16 protein-coding genes and 1 riboswitch are annotated in these 18,459 nt (G+C 73.1%); of the genes, 6 read left to right on the forward strand and 10 right to left on the reverse strand.

The genetic code is table 11. From position 1 onward, the window contains the following. Positions 1-68 precede the first annotated feature (68 nt). The 5 genes from B7R87_RS03885 to B7R87_RS03905 form a co-directional block, all read right to left on the reverse strand. Positions 69-1,361, reverse strand: a complete 1,293-nt coding sequence (locus tag B7R87_RS03885; RefSeq protein WP_006350383.1) for a bifunctional 3,4-dihydroxy-2-butanone-4-phosphate synthase/GTP cyclohydrolase II — start codon at positions 1,359-1,361, stop codon at positions 69-71. Then, positions 1,358-2,002 carry a nicotinamide mononucleotide transporter family protein gene (locus B7R87_RS03890; RefSeq protein ID WP_006350382.1) on the reverse strand — a complete coding sequence of 215 codons (645 nt, stop codon included), beginning with the start codon at positions 2,000-2,002 and terminating at the stop codon, positions 1,358-1,360. Before B7R87_RS03890 ends, B7R87_RS03885 begins: the two co-directional genes overlap by 4 nt. Then, entirely contained in the window at positions 1,999-2,613 is a 615-nt protein-coding gene (locus B7R87_RS03895) for a riboflavin synthase (RefSeq protein ID WP_006350381.1), read from the reverse strand. Before B7R87_RS03895 ends, B7R87_RS03890 begins: the two co-directional genes overlap by 4 nt. A 1-nt stretch (position 2,614) precedes the next feature. Further along, entirely contained in the window at positions 2,615-3,790 is a 1,176-nt protein-coding gene (ribD, locus tag B7R87_RS03900; RefSeq protein ID WP_006350380.1) for a bifunctional diaminohydroxyphosphoribosylaminopyrimidine deaminase/5-amino-6-(5-phosphoribosylamino)uracil reductase RibD, read from the reverse strand. Between the two features lie 171 nt (positions 3,791-3,961). Beyond that, positions 3,962-4,092: riboswitch (FMN riboswitch) on the reverse strand. Between the two features lie 358 nt (positions 4,093-4,450). Next, complete coding sequence (locus B7R87_RS03905) at positions 4,451-5,497, reverse strand: D-2-hydroxyacid dehydrogenase family protein (protein WP_006350379.1); 1,047 nt, start codon at positions 5,495-5,497, stop codon at positions 4,451-4,453. A 493-nt stretch (positions 5,498-5,990) separates the two neighbouring features. Between B7R87_RS03905 and B7R87_RS33415 the strand changes: the two genes are divergently transcribed. Further along, a complete protein-coding gene (locus B7R87_RS33415) occupies positions 5,991-6,311 on the forward strand; it encodes a hypothetical protein (protein ID WP_233168763.1) in 321 nt (106 codons plus the stop codon). Next, positions 6,304-7,419: a response regulator gene (locus B7R87_RS03915; protein ID WP_040916859.1), complete on the forward strand. Its 1,116-nt coding sequence runs from the start codon at positions 6,304-6,306 to the stop codon at positions 7,417-7,419. Before B7R87_RS33415 ends, B7R87_RS03915 begins: the two co-directional genes overlap by 8 nt. Before the next feature lie 563 nt (positions 7,420-7,982). On the opposite strand, the gene B7R87_RS03920 is transcribed toward B7R87_RS03915, so the two are convergent. Beyond that, positions 7,983-9,164: an ROK family transcriptional regulator gene (locus tag B7R87_RS03920; RefSeq protein ID WP_040916858.1), complete on the reverse strand. Its 1,182-nt coding sequence runs from the start codon at positions 9,162-9,164 to the stop codon at positions 7,983-7,985. Between the two features lie 258 nt (positions 9,165-9,422). Between B7R87_RS03920 and B7R87_RS03925 the strand changes: the two genes are divergently transcribed. The 3 genes from B7R87_RS03925 (at position 9,423) to B7R87_RS03935 (ending at position 13,335) form a co-directional block, all read left to right on the forward strand. Then, positions 9,423-10,649, forward strand: coding sequence for an MFS transporter (locus B7R87_RS03925; RefSeq protein WP_006350376.1), 1,227 nt, complete (start codon positions 9,423-9,425; stop codon positions 10,647-10,649). A gap of 464 nt (positions 10,650-11,113) precedes the next feature. Beyond that, the gene (locus tag B7R87_RS03930; protein ID WP_040916857.1) at positions 11,114-12,577 is read left to right on the forward strand and encodes a uracil-xanthine permease family protein; all 1,464 of its coding nucleotides are present in this window, start codon (positions 11,114-11,116) and stop codon (positions 12,575-12,577) included. Positions 12,578-12,648: 71 nt separating this feature from the next. Continuing rightward, on the forward strand, positions 12,649-13,335 hold the full coding sequence (locus tag B7R87_RS03935; RefSeq protein ID WP_006350374.1) for a DUF5995 family protein: 687 nt from the start codon (positions 12,649-12,651) through the stop codon (positions 13,333-13,335). Positions 13,336-13,401: 66 nt separating this feature from the next. Here B7R87_RS03935 and B7R87_RS03940 read toward each other — a convergent pair whose 3' ends face one another. Further along, positions 13,402-14,148 (reverse strand): SDR family NAD(P)-dependent oxidoreductase, encoded by a 747-nt coding sequence (locus B7R87_RS03940; protein WP_006350373.1) that lies wholly within the window; start codon positions 14,146-14,148, stop codon positions 13,402-13,404. A gap of 163 nt (positions 14,149-14,311) precedes the next feature. Between B7R87_RS03940 and B7R87_RS03945 the strand changes: the two genes are divergently transcribed. Continuing rightward, positions 14,312-14,938, forward strand: a complete 627-nt coding sequence (locus tag B7R87_RS03945; RefSeq protein WP_006350372.1) for a TetR/AcrR family transcriptional regulator — start codon at positions 14,312-14,314, stop codon at positions 14,936-14,938. 228 nt (positions 14,939-15,166) lie between these two features. Here B7R87_RS03945 and B7R87_RS03950 read toward each other — a convergent pair whose 3' ends face one another. From B7R87_RS03950 to B7R87_RS03960, 3 genes are all read right to left on the reverse strand, one after another. After that, entirely contained in the window at positions 15,167-16,861 is a 1,695-nt protein-coding gene (locus B7R87_RS03950) for a flavin monoamine oxidase family protein (protein ID WP_006350371.1), read from the reverse strand. Between the two features lie 70 nt (positions 16,862-16,931). Then, entirely contained in the window at positions 16,932-17,729 is a 798-nt protein-coding gene (locus tag B7R87_RS03955) for a carbon-nitrogen hydrolase family protein (RefSeq protein ID WP_006350370.1), read from the reverse strand. Between the two features lie 250 nt (positions 17,730-17,979). Next, positions 17,980-18,435: an Lrp/AsnC family transcriptional regulator gene (locus B7R87_RS03960; protein ID WP_006350369.1), complete on the reverse strand. Its 456-nt coding sequence runs from the start codon at positions 18,433-18,435 to the stop codon at positions 17,980-17,982. Between the last annotated feature and the right edge of the window lie 24 nt (positions 18,436-18,459).

The following is an 18,459-nucleotide window of genomic DNA, read 5'->3' on the forward strand; positions in this document are numbered from 1 at the left end:
GGGACGGGGCGCCGGGCCGGCGGACGGCCGGCGCCGGGATGATCGTCGCCCGGGCGGTGGCCGTGGCGCTACTGGTTGCCGCAGGTCGAGACGGCGGAGGGGTCCAGCCACGGCAGGTCGTGCCCCATCCGGTCCCGCTTGGTCCGCAGATAGCGCAGATTGTGCTCGCCCGCCTGGACCGGCATCGGCTCGCGCCTGTGGACGGTGAGTCCCAGATCGGTGAGCGCGCTGATCTTGTCGGGGTTGTTGGTCATCAGCCGGACCCCGCGGACCCCGAGGTCGGCCAGGATCTCGGCCCCGGCGGCGTAGTCCCGGGCGTCGGCGGGGAGGCCGAGTTCGAGATTGGCGTCGAGGGTGTCCACGCCGCGTTCCTGGAGTTCGTACGCGCGGAGCTTGGGCAGCAGCCCGATACCGCGGCCCTCGTGCCCGCGCAGATAGACCACGACGCCCCGGCCCTCGGCGGCGATCCGCCGCAGGGACTCCTGGAGCTGGGGGCCGCAGTCGCAGCGCAGGGAGTGGAAGATATCGCCGGTCAGGCACTCGGAGTGGACCCGGACCAGGACGTTGTCGGCGTCGGCCGCCGGGTCGCCGTGGACCAGGGCGACGTGTTCGATGCCGTCGCGGGTGGAGCGGTAGCCGTAGGCGGTGAACCGGCCGAAGGCGGTGGGGAGGTCGACCTCGGCCTCCCGGCGCACGGCGGGCTCGGTGGCGCGGCGGTGGGCGATCAGGTCCTCGATGGAGATGATCGTCAGCCCGTGCTTACGGGCGAAGGGGATCAGTTCCGGCAGCCGCAGCATCACCCCGTCCTCGCCGGCGATCTCCACGATCACCCCGGCGGGGCGGAGTCCGGCGAGCCGCGCGAGGTCGACGGCGGCCTCGGTGTGACCGGCCCGGGTGAGGACTCCCCCGGGCTTGGCGCGCAGTGGGAAGACATGTCCCGGCCGGACCAGATCGGACGGTTCGGCGGTGCCGGAGGCCAGCAGGCGGAGGGTGGTGACCCGGTCGGCGGCGCTGATGCCGGTGGTGACGCCGTGGCGGGGCGCGGCGTCGACGGAGACGGTGAACGCGGTCTGCATGGACTCGGTGTTCCGTTCGACCATCTGCGGCAGGTCGAGCCGGTCGAGTTCTTCGCTCTCCATCGGGGCGCAGATCAGCCCGCGGCATTCGCTCATCATGAAGGCCACGATCTCGGGGGTGGCCTTCTCGGCGGCGACGACGAGATCGCCCTCGTTCTCGCGGTTCTCGTCGTCGACGACGACGACGGGGCGGCCCGCCGCGATATCGCGGACGGCCTGTTCCACCGGGTCGAGGGCGAGGTCCTCGACATTGTCGGTGGAGTACCACGTGGGTGCCGGAATCATGCCGCTGCTCCTTCCAGAGCCGGGGTACGGGTGCGCAGCCACCAGTCGCGCAGCCCCCAGAGGACCAGCGCGAAGTAGACGATGTAGACCAGCCCGGAGAAGGCCAGTCCGCTGTTGAAGGCGAGGGGGACGCCGACGAGGTCGACCAGCAGCCAGGCGAACCAGAACTCGACCAGTCCGCGGGCCTGCGCGATCATCGCGACGAGGGTGCCGACGAAGATGTACGCATCGGCCCAGGGGCTCCAGGACAGGGACGGGTAGAGGGTGAAGAGCCCGCCGACGGCGAGGGTGCCCGCGGCGGCGCCGCCGGCGAGGAGGGCACGCTCCTTCCAGGTCGCGAAGCGGACCGCGAGCGTCCCGTCCTGTGCCTGCTGCCGGCCCCGGCTCCACTGCTGCCAGCCCCAGAGCGCGACGACGATGACCAGGAGCTGTTTGCCGACGCCGCCGGAGAGCTGGGCGGAGGCGTAGGCGGTGACGAGGACGGCGCCCGAGAGGAGCTGGGCGGGCCAGGTCCACACCGAGCGGCGCCAGCCGAGGGCGAGGGCGGCGAGTCCGACGATGTTGCCGATCATGTCGGACCACATGATGTGCTGCCCGAAGGCGGTGAACGCCTCGGAGTTCAGCCAGGAGGCGGCGCTCATCGTGGTGTCTCCCCGGTCCCGGCGCGGGCGCCGAGCAGCTTCTCCACGTACTTGGCGATCACGTCGACCTCCAGATTGACCGGGTCGCCGGGCTGCTTCACACCGAGGGTGGTCAGCGCGAGGGTGGTGGGGATGAGGCTGACGGTGAACCGGTCGTCCCCGGCGTCGACGACGGTCAGGCTGATGCCGTCGACGGTGATGGAGCCCTTCTCCACGACATAGCGGGCCAGGGTGCCGGGGAGGCCGATCTCCACGGTCTCCCAGTGTTCGGAGGGGGTACGGGCGAGGATCGTGCCGACCCCGTCGACATGGCCCTGGACGATATGGCCGCCGAGCCGCCCGCCGACCGCGGTCGGGCGTTCCAGGTTGACGCGGGCGCCGGGCACCAGGGCGCCGAGGCTGGAGCGTTTCAGGGTTTCGGCCATCACATCGGCGGTGAACGCGCCGTCGGCGGTTTCGACGACGGTGAGGCAGACGCCGTTGACGGCGATGGAGTCGCCGTGCCGGGCCCCTTCGGTGACGAGGGGGCCGCGCAGCGTGAACCGGGCGGCGTCGTCGAGGTGCTCGACGGCGGTGACCTCACCCAGTTCTTCGACGATTCCGGTGAACACTTCAGCGCTCCTTGGGGGCGGCGGGGACGGGGACGGGCACCGCGGCATCGGCATCGGTGGCGGTCGCGGTCGCGGTCGCGGCATCGGTGGCGGTGGCGGTGGGGACGGCGGTGATCCGCAGATCGGGGCCGATGCGGACGGTCTCGGTCATGTCGAGACGCAACGCATCCGCGATCGTGCCGATTCCGGCTCCGCCGAGTGCGGCGGGTCCCGCGCCGAGCAGGACGGGGGCGAGATAGCCGACGACCCGGTCGATCGCGCCCGCCGCGACGAAGGCCCCGGCCAGGGTGGGGCCGCCCTCCAGGAGGACGGAGCGGACCCCGCGCCCGTACAGCTCCGCCAGGAGTGCGCGGACCGAGAGTCCGGGACCGCCGTCGTCGGCGGGCGGCAGTTCGACGAACTCGGCGCCGGGGACCGGTCCGGGGTCGGCGCCCGTGCCGACGGCGACCAGGGTGGGGGCCGTACCGTCGAGGATCCGGGCGCCGGGGCGGATGGTGGCCCGGGTGTCGAGGACGACCCTCAGCGGCTGGACGGCGCCCTCGATGCCCCGGACCGCGAGCTGCGGGTCGTCGGCGGCGAGGGTGCCGGAGCCCACGACGACCGCGTCGGCCTCGGCGCGCAGCCGGTGGACGTCGGCGCGGGCCTCGGGTGAGGTGATCCATCGGCTGGTGCGGTCCTCGGCGGCGATCCGGCCGTCGAGGGTGGCCGCGTACTTCCAGAGCACATAGGGGCGGCCGGTCCGAACGGCGGTCAGCCAGGCGGTGTTGCCCTCGGCGGCCTCGGCGGCCAGCAGCCCGGACTCGGTGACGATCCCCGCCGCGCGCAGGGTCGAGGAACCGCCCGCTGCCTGGGGGGTGGGGTCGGGGACCGCGTACACCACACGGCGGATCCCGGCTTCGGTCAGCGCCCGGGTGCAGGGACCGGTGCGGCCGGTGTGGTCGCAGGGTTCGAGGGTGACGTAGGCGGTACCGCCGCGGGCCCGGTCGCCGGCCGCGCGCAGGGCGTGGACCTCGGCGTGCGGGCCGCCCGCGCGGCGGTGATAGCCCTCGCCCGCGATCCGGCCCGCCGCATCGGTGACGACACAGCCGACGACGGGGTTGGGGCTCGTGGCGCCGAGACCGCGGGCGGCGAGCGCAATGGCTCGGCGCATGGCGGCAAGGTCGGCTGCGGTGGCCACCGGGTCCTCCTGCCTCTTCGGGCACGGACTCCGGGGCTGTCGACGAACGACAGGGACGGACGATGACGCCGCTGCACAGCCGCGCACGGCCGTCGAAACGCCGAACGCCCGCCCACGAGGGCGCGCGGTCAGCTCCGTACGGCCGGCGTGCCGGAAAGCCGACGTCGCCCGCCGCGCACTGCCTCCCATCCGGACTTTCACCGTCGGTCCAGGAGTTTCACCTGGTCAACCGGCCGCTGGCTGCGGACGGGTCGCGGACTGTAACCGCCGGCTCGGAATTGCACCGACCCCGGAGTGCGCTGCTGCTGATACAGGGCCAGTGTGCCATGTGCCCTGTCGGCCGGTCGACGGAGCAACTGTGGGGTGACTCACAGGCGACCGGGGAGTGTTCACGCGGAACGCGGGCAACGCGCGGGCACGTGACGGTGATGAACGCCGGGGCGGGTGCGGGTGCGGTCGGTGAACGCACCGCCCCCTCCGGGCTATTGACGCACTGGTCTAGTCCTTTTAGTGTCGGCGCCACTCCGCTCGCGCGCGGGGTGCGTGCGCCCGGCGGTGGAGTCCCGGCCCTTGCCGCCGCCGGGCGTCCGGTACCGGGCGGAGTCCTGCCCTCCACCGACGCACATCACCCTCCCGATACACCGCGGGGGAACGCCCCGGTCAGCCCAGGGTGCGGACGGGCCGGCCCGCCAGATACGCCTCGACGTCCTCCACCGCCTGCCCGAAGTAGCCCTCGTAGTTGCGGCGGGTCACATAGCCGAGATGCGGGAGTCCCAGGAAGTTGGGAGCGGTACGCAGCGGATCGTCCGCCGGAAGGGGTTCGGTGGCGAAGACGTCCGCGCCCGCGCCCGCGATCCAGCCCTCGCGGAGGGCGCGCAGCAGCGCCGTCTGGTCGACGATGCCCGCGCGGGAGGTGTTGACGAGGAAGGCGGTACGGCGCATCCGCCGCAGTTCGGCCTCTCCGATCAGCCCCCGGCTCCGGTCTCCGAGCACCAGATGCACGGAGACGACATCGCTGGTCTCCAGCAGCTCCTCCCGGGACGCGCAGGGGGTCACACCCTCCTCGGCGGCCCGCCGGTGGTCGAGGTTCGGGCTCCAGGCGGCCACGTCCATGCCGAACGCGGCGCCGACCCGGGCCACCTTGGTACCGATCTTCCCTAGGCCGAGGAGGCCCAGGCGGCGGCCGTACAGATCGGCGCCGAGGGTCTGCTGCCAGGGCCCCCCGGCGCGCAGGGCCGCGTTCTCCGTGGTCACCCCGCGGGCCAGGCCGAGGATCAGCGCCCAGGTGAGTTCGGCGGGCGGTTCGGAGTTGCTGGCCGTACCGCAGACGGTGACGCCGTTGCGGGCGGCGGCCGCGAGGTCGAGCGCGGCGTTCCGCATTCCGGAAGTGATCAGCAGACGGAGCCGGGGCAGCCGGTCGAGCAGTGCGGCGGGGAAGGGGGTGCGCTCCCGCATCACCACGAGGATCTCGCAGTCGCCGACGGCCGCCACGACCTCGTCGTGGGTGGACAGCGGCTCGTGCAGGAAGCGGGTGTCGACGCGGTCGCCGATCCGGTCCCAGTCGGCGAGGGTACGGGCGATGTCCTGGTAGTCGTCGAGTACGGCGCAGCGCAGCCTGCCGCCGCGCCCGTCACCCTGCCCGCCGACCCGCCCGCCGTCCTGCCTGCCGTTCCGGGCTCCTGCCGCCGTGCCGGTCGTCTCCGTCATCCCGCCCCGCCCTTCCGTGGTGTCCGGCGCTTCCGGGGCGGCGCGTCCCGTCCGGTCCCGGGGGCCGGTGCCCCCTCTGCCGGGTCCGGGGCCGTGCGGCCCCGCGCCGTGCCCGGGGTCCGCGCCTCGGCGCCGTACCCCTGAGGCCGTCCGCCCCTGCGTCGTCTCTGAGGCGGGAGCGTAATGCACCTCTGCGCGCCCCCGGCGCACGACTACTGCGGCCGGGTGTGCTGCGCCGCCCGCCGGCGTTGTCCCGCAACACCGGGCGCCACGGTCACCGCCGTCCGGCCGGTACACGCTTCCCACCAGCGGTGACCCGGTGTTGCGGGGATCCGGGCGGTGGCCGGGCGCGGATCGCCAACGTTGCCGTTGTACGGGTCCGGCGGCGCAACGCCCGGCCCGCACCCCATGCTGTCCCTCACCTTCCGGCGGCCGTCAGGAGGTGCCCGTCCCTGCCGGGGGTCCGGCCGGGCGACGAAAGGACGAGGACGCCATGGAGCGCCCGCTGCTGTCGTTGAGAGCCACTCTCATCCTCTTACTCGCGGTTCTCGCCGGGCTGGGAGCGGGGGTGCTCGCCGGAGTCGCGGGGGAGAACGCCGCCCGCAGCGTGCTGTGCGGGCTCGCCGCGACCGCCCTCGCGGTGCCGTTCTTCGACCGGCTCGTCGGTCTGGAGGACCGGGGCGCCGGTGCGGCACCGCACCGGGTGGACGGTCCGGCGGACGCGATCCCGGGCCCCGGGCCGAACCCGGGCGCCGCGGGCGCGAGCGGTACGGCGGGCGCCGCGGGTACGGACGGGGGTGACCGGCGTGGCTGAGCTGAGGCCGCTCGGCCCCGGTCTGAGCCCGGAAGCGCGTGCGCTCGCCCTGGAGCTGCGCAGGCTCTTCCAGGCGCTCGATGTGTCCGTACGGCGGTACGCGGCCCGGCGGCTGCGCGACGCGGGCACGTTCTCCCGCTATCTGAACGGCACCCGGGTGCCGCCGTGGGAAGTGGTGACGGACCTCTTCACGGATCTCGCCGAACACCGCGGGACGGCGGCCACGCCCGAGGCGATCGAACTGGTCCGCAGACTGCACCGGACGGCGCTGACCACCTCCGCGCCCTCCCCTCGGCACGCCATGGAGGTGCTGGAGCGGCAACTGGCCGACGCCGACCGGATGTCGCGCCGCTCCTCCGTCCGCGGGGACGTCCTCGGTGAGGCGTTACTGGACCGGCAGCACCGGATCGCGGATCTGGAGGTGAGGATCAGCGAGCTGGAGGCGGCGTGGAGCGCGGAGCGGGAGCGGTCGGACCGGCTCGCCGAGGCCGCGCCCGACGTCTCCGAGCTGCTCCGGGAGCGCGAGGCGCTCCAGGGGCAGGTGGGGCAGCTGGCGGAGGAGCTGGCGGCCACCCGGCTCCAGCGCGACCGCGCCGAGGAGCGGTGCGGGCTGCTGGAGCGCCAGCTGGAGGCGATGGAGAAGGTACGGAGCGGCAATGGGCTGCCCACTCTGGTCCCGCCCGCCGGGCCGGTGGGGCGGGCCCTGCCGAGGGTGCTGATCGTGGACGACCAGAAGGACAATCTGCTGGCCATGACGGCGGTGCTGGCCACGCTGGAACAGGAGTTGGTGGCGGTGTCGTCCGGGCGGGAAGCGCTCAAGGCGCTGCTGGACCACGACGACTTCGCGGTGATCATCATGGATGTCCAGATGCCGGTGATGGACGGCTACGAGACGGCCGCGCACATCAAGCGCCGCAGCCGCAGCAGCAACGTTCCGATCATCTTCCTGACGGCGATGGGCGCCGACCCCGAGCATTCGGCCCGCGGCTATGCGGCGGGCGCGGTCGACTACATCGGCAAACCCTTCGACCCCTGGGTGCTGCGGGCGAAGGTCGCAGTCTTCACCGGCATCTACCTCGAACGCCGCGCCCACGCGTACGCGCGCTGACAGCCGGGCCCGGCCGGGACGGCGACCCGGCGCAAGGGGCGGCGGCCGGGTGCAAGGGGCGGCGGGCCGCGAAGGCGGCGACCGGGCCCGGTCCACGGCGGCCGGCGACCGCAGACCGGCCGGAGGCGGGGAGGCGCGGGACCCGGCGACCGTACGGCAGCGACCGCACCGGTCGGCCTCCCGCTCCGTGCCCCGCCGCGCGGATCGCCGCCCGCGGGATCCCGTCGCCCTGTCCGGTCCGCCCGGACACGGCACGGACCCGTCCCGCAGTCGCTGCACCGGTTCCGTTCCGTTCCGTCTGTACGGGGCCGCAGGCTCCGGCTCCGTACGACCGCCGCGGTGACCTCTCACGGATCTCACGGACCCGGCCGGGCTCGCGTGCCTGCCCCGGCTGCCGCCGGGGATACCCCCGGGCACGGGTGAGAGTTCCCGGGGCCGTACCGCAGCGTTGTCGTCGGCCGTCCACTGCCCCCTGGGCCGGGCGGCCCGGAAGGGGCACCCCCGGGCGGAGGAGGGGAGGCGAAACCCCCGCTCACCGATCCGGCCCGATCCGGACGAGACCCCTACGCGCCGGAGGCGAAGAGGTCCTCCTGGGCCCGGTCGCGCGCCGTCAGCAGCGCGCCGTGGAGGATCGCCCTGCCGCCGAGTGCCCCCGGGCGTACCTCCGTCGGCAGGGGGTTGAGAGCCGCCAGCCGGTCCGCGACCCGGCTCGCCAGCTCCCCGCCGCCCGCCAGCCCCACCTCGCCGCCGAGGATCACGCACCCGGGGTCCAGAATCGACATCACGGCCGCCGCCCCCAGGGCGATCCGGTGCGCGAGGGCGTCGAGGAAGGCACCGGCCCCCGCCCGCCCGGTACCGGCGGCGACCGCCTCGGCCACCACCGCCGATGCCACCGTCTCCGGGTCGGCGGGCGCGGTCAGCCCGTGCTCGACGGCGAGCGCGCCGATTGCGGCCGAGCCCGCCAGCGAGTGGAATCCGCCGTCGCAGCCGGAGGCCGACGGCAGTCCGCCGGTACCGGGTACGGGCAGGAAGCCGATCTCGCCCGCGCCGCCGGAGGCGCCCTTGCGGATCCGCCCGTCCAGGAAGAGCGCCGCGCCGACGCCGTGGCCCAGCCAGAGGAAGGCGAAGGTGTCGCGGTCGCGGGCGGCGCCGGACCGCTGTTCGGCGACGGCGGCGAGGTTGGTCTCGTTCTCCAGCACGATCCGCGCGGGCAGCCGCTCCTGGAGCGCGGCGACCAGACTGCGGTGCCAGCCGGGCAGCCCCGATTCACGGAGTTCACCGGTGCCGGGGTCGATCAGTCCGGGGACGCCGACGGCCACGGAGTGCAGCCGGGTCACCCCCGCGTCACGGGCCGTGCGCTCCAGCAGCGCGGCCGCGCGTTCGACGGCCGGTCCGGTGGGCATGGACCGGGCGATCGGGAGGGAGGCCTCGGCGAGCGTGGTGCCGACGAGGTCGGCGACGACCAGGGAGACACCCTGGGTACGGACGTCGAGGGCGGCCAGATGGGCCCGGTCCGCCGCGATCCCGTACACCCGCGCGTTGGGGCCGCGCCGCAGGGCACCCGCCTCGCCGACGATCCGGATCAGCCCGGACTCCTGGAGCCGTTCGACGAGATCGGCGACGGTGGGCCGGGAGAGCCCGGTGAGGACCTTCAACTGCCCGGCCGTCAGCGGGCCTTCGCGCTGGAGGAAATCCAGGGCGAGCCGGTCGTTGATGACCCGGGCGGTGCTCGGGGATGCGGGCATACCGGAATCCTTCCAGATCGGTTTCCGGGTCCGGCCGAAGGGTCGCGACCGGTCGTTTCCGGGGAGGTCCGGAGCAGGGCGCAGCAGTTCGCCGGAGCAGGGGCGCGGTAATTCGATCGACATGGGTCTAACTATCAGGCAAGGTTCCTGATAGTTTACGCCCAGTCCGCCGGACATCACATTCCGGCCGGGCGGAAACCGGACACCCGCGGCAGGGCGCGCGGGGGCGCAGCCGAGACAACGGAGGGGCACAGCCTTATGGCGGAGTACGCGGCGGGCGCCGGGGACCTCGGTCCGGAGCGGGTGCGGCGGGCGAGGATCGCCCTGGGCGCGGTCTTCTGTGTGCACGGAGCGGTCACCGGAAGCTTCGCGACCCGGATTCCGTGGATCGCGGACCACGCGGGGCTCGGCGCCGGCCAGCTCGGCCTGGCGCTCGCCTTCCCCGCCATCGGCGCGTCGCTCGCGATGCCCGTCGCCGGGGCGATCAGCCACCGGCTCGGCGCCCGCAACGCCCTGCGCTGGCTGCTCGCCCTCTGGACGCTCGCCCTGACGCTCCCCTCACTCGCCCCCGGGCTGGCCGGACTGTGTGCGGCGCTCTTCGTCTACGGGGCTACCGCCGGTACCTCGGACGTGGTGATGAACGCCATCGGCGTCGAGGTCGAGAACCGGATGGAGCGGTCCATCATGTCCGGGCTGCACGGCATGTGGAGCGTCGGCGCACTGATCGGATCGGCGGGCGGCACGCTCGCCGCGCATCTGGACACCGACGCCCGGGTGCACCACGCCTTCGCCGCCGCGGTCCTCACCGTGCTCGGTCTCGTGGCCTGCCGGGGCGTTCTGGATGTACGGAGCAGGCCCGGCGAGGAGCCGCCGCCGCACTTCGCCATCCCGCCGAAGTCCGCGGTGATCATCGGGGCGATCGGTTTCTGCGCGGTCTTCGCCGAGGGCGCGAGCCTCGACTGGTCGGCGGTCTATCTGGAGGACGTCCTCGGCGCTTCGCCCGCGCTGGCGGCCGCTTCGACCACGGCGTTCGCCCTGACGATGGCCGTCGCCCGGCTGTCGGGCGACCGGATCGTGGACCGGTTCGGCGCGGTGCCCACGGTCCGGACCGGCGGTGCGCTGGCGACCGCGGGCGGACTGCTGGTCGTCGTCGCCTCCCATCCGGCGGTGGCCCTGACCGGTTTCGCGTTCATCGGGCTCGGGGTCGCCGTCGTCGTGCCCCTCGCCTTCGCGGCGGCCGGTCACAGCGGCCCCCGCCCGGCCCAGGCGATCGCGGGCGTCGCGACCATCACCTACACCTCCGGTCTGATCGCGCCGTCCGCGCTCGGCGCGGTCGCCGACGCGACCAGCCTGGTCGTCTCCTTCGGGCTGGTCACCGTGCTGGCCTTCGGACTCATCGTCGGCGCGGGGGTGCTGCGTCCGGCCGGACGGAGCGGGGCGAAGTCCCCGGCCGACGGCCCCGCGGTGGCCGAGCCCGGCACCTGACCGGCGGTGCCCGTACGGGCACCGCCCCCTGAACCGGCCCCGGACGGGCCCACTGCCACCCGCCCGTCCGGGGCCGCACTCCCCTCTCGGGGCACGGCACACCGCACTGCCCGCGGGTCCACCGGGACCGGGCGGAGCCGTACACCGCCCGGGCCCCCGGTCACGTACCGCATCGTGGCCCGCGGCACCGGCACGGCCATGGCGCCCCTCCCCCACCGGGGAGGGTTTTCGGCCGTACGGTCCCGGCCCCCGTCCCCCGCGACCGCACCCCCACTGCGGCTGCCGCCCGGGTCGTACGAGGCCGGAGCCGTACGGGCGCACCGGCCGCGGCGACCGCGGGAGCGCTCCGCCGGGCACCCGGGAGGGGTCGACGGCCGAAAAGTGCCACTACCATTGCGCCGATCGCCACAGGAGCCCTGGGGCGCTCACTCCTGACCGACCATCCGTGAGAAGTGGAGCCGCCCGTGAACCTCGGCGTGCGCTGGACCCTGCACGGCGACGGGCGGACCCCCGCTCCGGGCGCCGTCGTACGCCCCGACGAACGGCTCTCGTGGCCGCGGACCGCGGGGCTCGGCGCCCAGCACGTGGTGGCCATGTTCGGCGCGTCCTTCGTCGCGCCGGTCCTGATGGGTCTCGACCCCAATCTCGCGATCATGATGTCCGGCGTCGCCACCATGATCTTCCTGCTGGCGACCCGCGGCCGGGTCCCCAGCTACCTCGGCTGTTCGCTCTCGTTCGTCGGCGTCGCGGCCACGATCCGGGCGGGCGGCGGGGACAGCGCCACCGTCACCGGCGCGGTCTTCGTCGTCGGTGTCGCGCTCTTCCTCTCGGGTCTGGCCGTTCAGCGGTTCGGCGCGCGGATCATCCACGCGGCGATGCCCCCGATCGTGACCGGTGCCGTCGTCATGCTCATCGGTTTCAATCTGGCCCCGGTGACGGCGACGACGTACTGGCCCCAGGACCAGTGGACGGCCCTGCTGGTGATGCTGTTCACCGGGCTCGCCGTGGTCTGTCTCCGCGGTTTCTTCTCCCGGATCGCCATCTTCCTCGGCCTCCTCTTCGGCTATCTGCTCTCCTGGGTCCTCGACCGGGTCTTCGGGAAGATCAACTCCCCCATGGGCGGCGGCGAGGCCGTCGACCACTGGCGGCTGGACCTGTCGGGGGTCGCGAAGGCCGACTGGGTCGGGCTGCCGTCCTTCCACGCCCCCGCCTTCGAGTGGTCGGCGATCCTGGTGGCGCTCCCCGTCGTCATCGCGCTGATCGCGGAGAACGCGGGCCACGTCAAGGCCGTCGGTGAGATGACCGGCGATTCCCTCGACGACAAGCTGGGGACGGCGATCGCGGCGGACGGTGCCGCTTCGATGCTCTCCACCGCGGTGGGCGGCCCGCCGAACACCACGTACTCCGAGAACATCGGCGTGATGGCGGCCACCCGCGTCTACTCCACGGCCGCCTACTGGGCCGCGGCCGTCTTCGCGCTCCTCTTCGGCCTCTGCCCGAAGTTCGGCGCGATCGTGGCGGCCATCCCGGGCGGTGTGCTCGGCGGCATCACCGTCATCCTCTACGGAATGATCGGTCTGCTGGGCGCCCAGATCTGGATCAACGCCAAGGTCGACCTGCGGAATCCGCTGAATCTGGTCCCGGCCGCCGCGGGCATCGTGATCGGCGTCGGCGGCGTCGAGCTGAAGATCACGGACGATTTCGAGCTCGGCGGGATCGCGCTCGGCACGATCGTCGTCATCACCGGCTACCACGTGCTGCGGGCCTTCGCCCCGGCCCATATGAAGACCGAGGAACCGCTGCTGGACTCGGGGACCTCCAGCTACGACTCCGCGTCCGGTACCGCATCCGCGGACCCCGCCGCTGCGGACGGGCAGGACGGACGGGACGGCTCCGCGGGGAAGCGGGAGCCCGGCGACCGCGACTGACCGTTCGTCCGTTCCGGGGACGTCCCGGCCGACCTCTTCCCGACCGCGGCGGCGGCTGGGACGCTGCCGCCATGGTCCGGATGGAACAGAGCACGGCGGTCGGCGTGGCGGGGGTCGCGGAACGGATGCGGGCACTGGCCGCCCGATGGCCCGCCCGGGACGGTGTCGCCGTCTTCAACCGCGTCTATCTGGCGGTGACCGAGGAGCTGGAGCGGCGGATCGCACGGGGCGAGTTCCCCGACCGGCGGGCGGCCACTACGCTCGCCGTCCTCTTCGCCGAACGCTATCTGGCGGCGGCCGGACGGGCCGAGTCCGGTGACCGCCCGCCCGCCTGCTGGCGCCCCCTCGTCGAGTACCGGCGGCATCCCGGCGTACGGCCGCTCCAGTTCGCCCTCGCCGGGATCAACGCCCATATCGGGCACGATCTGGCGCTCGCGGTGGTCGACACCTGCCGGGCGCTGGACTGCGCCCCGGAGGCCCTGGAGCGGGACTTCGACCGGGTCGGGGAGGTACTCGTCCTGCTGGAGGAGCGGATCAGGGAGGATCTGATGCCCGGTCCCGATCTGCTGGAGGTGGCCGACCCCCTCACCCATCTCGTCGGCGTCTGGAGTCTGGAACGGGCCCGGGACGCCGCCTGGTCCGCGGCCGTACTGCTCTGGGGCGTACGGGAACTCCCCCGGCTGGCGGAAGAGTTCACCGAACGCCTGGACACGGGCGTCGGGCTGGTGAGCCGCTGTCTGCTGACACCGTGGCCCTGAGGCCTTTTCCGGATCCCTCCGGCTCGCCCGATCCACAAGAGAGAACCTGGCCGGGCCGGCGCCCGCTCAGGCGTTGACCCCGGCGTCCACCGTGATCTCCGTGCCCGTGATCAGCCTCCCGCCGGGCCCGGCGAGATGGACCACCGTCGCCGCGATGTCCTCGGGGGCGAGGAAGCTCCCGAGCGCCGTCGACGCCCGTACCTCATCGGCGTCCTCACCGTCGGCGGGGTTCATATCGGTTGCGGTGGGGCCCGGGTTGACCGTGTTGACCGTGATGCCGCGGGGGCCCAGTTCCCGCGCCAGCGCCCGGGTCAGCCCGCCCAGGGCCGCCTTGCTCATCGTGTACAGCGCGATGTTCGCCATCGTGGCGCGATCGGTGAAGTTGGTGCCGACGGAGATGATCCTGCCGCCCTCCGGCAGATGCGGCAGCGCCGCCTGAACGGCCGTGAAGGGCGCCTTCACATGAATGGCCAGCACCCGGTCCAGCTCCTCCGCGCTCACGTCCTCGACGGGGCCGTAGGGGAAGACCCCGGCATTGTTGACGAGGACGTCCAGCCGTCCCAGCTCGGCGGCCGTCCGGCCGACGGCGGCGGCCACGGCCTCGGGGACCGCCGAGTCCGCCGCCACGGCGATCGCCCTGCGGCCCACCGCCTCCACCTCGGAGACCAGCGTCTTCGCCTTCTCCTCGCTGGCGGCCGACACATAGGTGAACGCCACGTCCGCGCCCTCCCGCGCCAGGGAACGGACGATCGCCGCCCCGATCCCCCGGCTGCCGCCCGTCACCAGTGCGACCTTGCCCAGCAGTGCGCTCATCCCGGCGCCCCCATTTCCATGTCGACCGTCACAGAAATACGAACACGGACCCCGGGAGACCGTCAAGGTATATTTTTAGCAAGCGATACAGAAATGGCCGGGAGCGGCGGCCCGGGGGCACGCGCCCTGGCCCGCTCCGCCGGGGAGAGAAGGAGGGACCGCCGTGGCGGGACGCGGGCGCCCGAGGAGCTTCGACCGGGAGGTCGCGCTGGCCCGGGCGATGGAGACCTTCTGGATCCGGGGCTACGAGACGGCTTCGATGGCCGAACTGACCACCGCCATGGGGATCAACTCCCCCAGCCTCTACGCGGCCTTCGGCTCGAAGGAGCAGCTCTTCCGGGAGGCGGTGGAGCTGTACAACGCCGTCGAAGGCGCGCCCATCGAACGCGCGCTCACCGAGGAATCCACCGCGTACGGCGCCCTCGCCGCCGTACTGCGCTGGAACGCTCGTGCGTTCACGCGCCGGGACCGTCCCACCGGCTGTCTGGTCGTCCTCTCCGCCGTGAACACCGGCGACGAGGCCGTCCGGCGGTGTCTGGCCGAGCTCCGCGCGGCCGGGATCGACCAGTTCCGGGACCGGCTGGACCGGGGGGTACGGGAGGGGGACCTGCCCGAGGACGCGGACACGGCCACCGCCGCGCGGTTCTACACCGCGGTCGTCCAGGGCATGGCGGTCCAGGCCAGGGACGGTGCCGGGCGGGAGGAGCTGGAGCGGATGGCGGAGCGGGCGCTCGCGGCGTGGAGCGCCGTGACGGGCGGCCCGGTCCCCGGGGCGCCGACGTCCCCCTGAGCCGGCGCCCGCGGAGGCGCCGGAGCCGGATGGGGAGACCGTACGCCGATCGGACCGGGCACCGGCCGCGGAACCCGAGCCCCGATCCAGGCTCCCCGCCGCGAAGGGCCCGGGACACACCCGTGCCCCGGGCCCCCGGCCCACCGATCCGCGCTCCGGCGCTCCGGCGCTCCGACCGATCGGTTTCTCCGTACTCCGGCGCTCCGGCCGGTCCGGCCGGTCCGTTTCTCAGTCCTCCGGCAGTTCGACCGGCGCGATCTCCTCGTACACATCGCCCGGCCCCGGGTTGGAGGCGTCGGTTCCGCCGCCGAAGTGGTGCATGACGCCCCAGACCGCGTTCAGCGCGGTCTGCACGGCGCCCTCGGCCCAGCCCGCGGTCCACGAGATGTCGTCGCCCGCGAGGAAGATCCCGCGCTGGTCCTCCGGCAGCCGGTCCTGCATGAAGTGGGTGAACAGCCGCCGCTGGTAGCGGTAGTGGCCGGGCAGATTGGCCTTGAACGCGCCCATGAAGTACGGCTCGTTCTCCCAGGACACGGTCACCGGGTTGCCGATGATGTGGCTGCGGATGTCGACGTCCGGATAGATCTCGCCGAGGGACTTCAGCATCACCTCCATCCGCTCGTTCGCGGAGAGCGGCAGCCACTTCAGACTGTCGTCGCACCAGGTGTACGAGAGGCAGATGACGGCCGGCTTGTCCGGGCCGTCGTCCAGGAGGTACGTCCCGCGGGTCATCCGGTCGGTGAGCGTCATCGACATCGTGTCCCGCCCGGTCACCGGGTCCTTGTCCAGCCAGAACGGCCGGTCGACCGGGACGAACAGCTTCGACGACTCCATGTAGTGGGTGCGTTCGACGGCGGTCCAGTGGTCGATCGGGAGGAGCGCGTCGTCACAGGCGATCTTGGACAGCAGCATCCAGGACTGGGCGGTGAAGACCGCCGCCCGGTAGGTGCGGATATCCCCGGAGGCGTCCGTGACGGTGATCCGGTTGCCCGCGGTCCGGTTGAGCCGGGTCACGGCCGGGCGGTGCTCGCCGCCCTCGTGGAGGGAGGCCAGGGACGTGCCCTGGGGCCAGTGGACGATCTTCTCCGGCGCCCGCTCCCACAGCCGCAGCGGCAGCTGCTGGCTGCCCTCGACGATGCCGCGGTGGTGGTCGTCGGCCTCCGAGTAGACGACCCGGAGGATCTCCAGGATGGAGTTGGGGAAGTCGGTGTCCCAGCCGCCGGTGCCGAAGCCGACCTGCCCGAAGATCTCCCGGTGGCGGAAGGAGGAGAAGGACTCGGAGGCGCAGAGGAAGCCGTAGAAGGTCTGGTTGTCCAGCTTCTCCACCAGACGGGCCCAGATCTCCCGGATCTTCGGCACGTCCCGCTCGCGCATCGCGCGGTTCATGGCGGTGAAGTCGGCGCCCTCCTCCAGACAGGCGTTCCACGCGTCCATCACATCGCGGTAGACCTGCGGGAGGTCGTCGACGGTCCGCGCGTAGTGCGACGTGCCCTTCAGGTCGACCACGGTCGACGGGGTCTCGGGCGCCAGCGGGTTGGGGAAGGGCCGGGTGGTGAGCCCCACCAGGTCGATGTAGTGCTGGAGCGCGGTCGAGGACGGCGGGAAGCGCATGGCGCCCATCTCGGCGCTCAGCTCCGGATCGCAGCCGTCGAAGCCGACGGTCCGCAGCCGTCCGCCGATCCGGTCGGCCTCGTACAGCACGGGCTTGAGGCCCATCTTCATCAGCTCGTAGGCGGTGATGAGGCCGGAGAGCCCGCCGCCGATCACCGCGACCTCGCTGCCGTGCTCGGTCGCCGGGATCTGCCCGAGCCCGGCCGGATGGGCGAGGAAGTCGTCGTACGCATAGGGGAAGTCCGGCCCGAACATGGTGATCGGCGGCTGCGCGTCGGTGTGCTGGACGGCGGTGGGCACCGTGGACGTCATGGGTACGGACTCCTTGCGGGAACAGCGGGACTGCGGTGTCGAGAACGTGCGGTACGGACGGGGTGCGGGGTCAGCCCGGGGTGCCGTAGAGCGCGGGGCGCCGGTCCGCGAGGTACGGATTGCCGGCGCGGGACGCGGCGAGGAAGTCCGGGTCGGCCTCGGCGAAGAGCAGCTCCTCGCCCCGGCCGGCCCGGACCCGGGCCACCCCGTCGGGTCCGGCGAGGGTGCTGAGCCCGACGAACTCGAACTCGGCCTCGGGGCCGGTGCGGTTCACATAGGCGATGTACAGCTGGCTCTCGAAGGCCCGGACCGGGACCAGCGACTCCGCGACGAACTGGAAGGGGTGCATCTGCGCGGTGGGGACCAGCAGCAGATCGGTGCCCGCCAGCGCGTGCGCCCTGACGTTCTCCGGGAACTCCACGTCGTAGCAGATCAGCATCCCGATCCGGAGGCCGTCCAGCTCCGCCTGGACCACCGGCAGGTCCCCGGGGGTGAACCACTCCCGTTCGAAACAGCCGAAGAGGTGCGTCTTGCGGTAGTTCGCGAGCCGGGTGCCGTCCGGTCCGATCAGCTGTACGGAGTTGTGGACGAGGTCGCCCGCGCGCTCCGGATAGCCGTAGGCGACCGCGAGCCCGTGGCGGGCGGCCGTCGCCGCGACGGCGGCGGCGGACGGCCCGTCGGCGGTCTCCGCGAGCCGGGGCACCCGGTCACCGATGGCGTATCCGGTCAGAAACAGCTCGGACGTGACCAGCAGCCGGGCCCCGGCGGCCGCCGCACGGACCGCCGCCGCGTCCAGCTCCGCCAGATTCGCCTCGACGGAACCGAGGGTTCCGGAGCTCTGGAGCAGGGCTGTGCGCAGCGGCGGCATGGGCTGACCTCGGGCGGTTCGCGGGGGAACGCCCGAGGGCGCTTCGTCTTCTGAGACGGTACGGTCCCGTCTCCGTCCGGGACAAGGCGCGACCGTTGCGTACGAACGGGCGATTCGTTGCGTCTGTCCGGCCCGTCGCGTCGATTCGTTGTGCGGGGGTGTCGTCGCAGGTCGCACGGGGTGCCGCCGCTCCGTGGACGGGGCCTGTGAGGGCTTCGGGACGGTGCTCGGGGCCGACCCGCCCCGAGGGTCAGGCGGAGGGGCCCGCCGAGTAGCGGCGCAGCAGCGGGGAGAGCACCAGGACGGACTTGGTGCGCTCGACGAACGGCTCCCCGGCGATCCGCTCCAGCACCCGTTCGAAGTGGCGCATATCGGAGGCGAAGACCTGGACGATCGCATCGGCCTCGCCGGTGACGGTGGAGGCCGAGACGATCTCGGGGTAGTGCTCCAGACCGCGTTCGATGGCCTCCGGCGAGGTGTTGCTGCGGCAGTACAGCTCGATGTACCCCTCGGTCTGCCAGCCGAGCGCGCCCGGATCGACCCGTACCGTGAAGCCGGTGATGGCCCCGGACTCGCGCAGCCGGTCGACCCGCCGTTTCACCGCGGGGGCGGAGAGGCCGACCTGTGCGCCGATATCGGCGTAGGAGCGGCGGGCGTCCTCGGCCAGGGCGTGGACGATGCGTTCGTCGAGATCGTTGAGTCGCACGGAGGGTGGTTCACTCTTCATTCG

The organism is Streptomyces tsukubensis (genome assembly GCF_003932715.1).
Classification (GTDB): domain Bacteria; phylum Actinomycetota; class Actinomycetes; order Streptomycetales; family Streptomycetaceae; genus Streptomyces; species Streptomyces tsukubensis.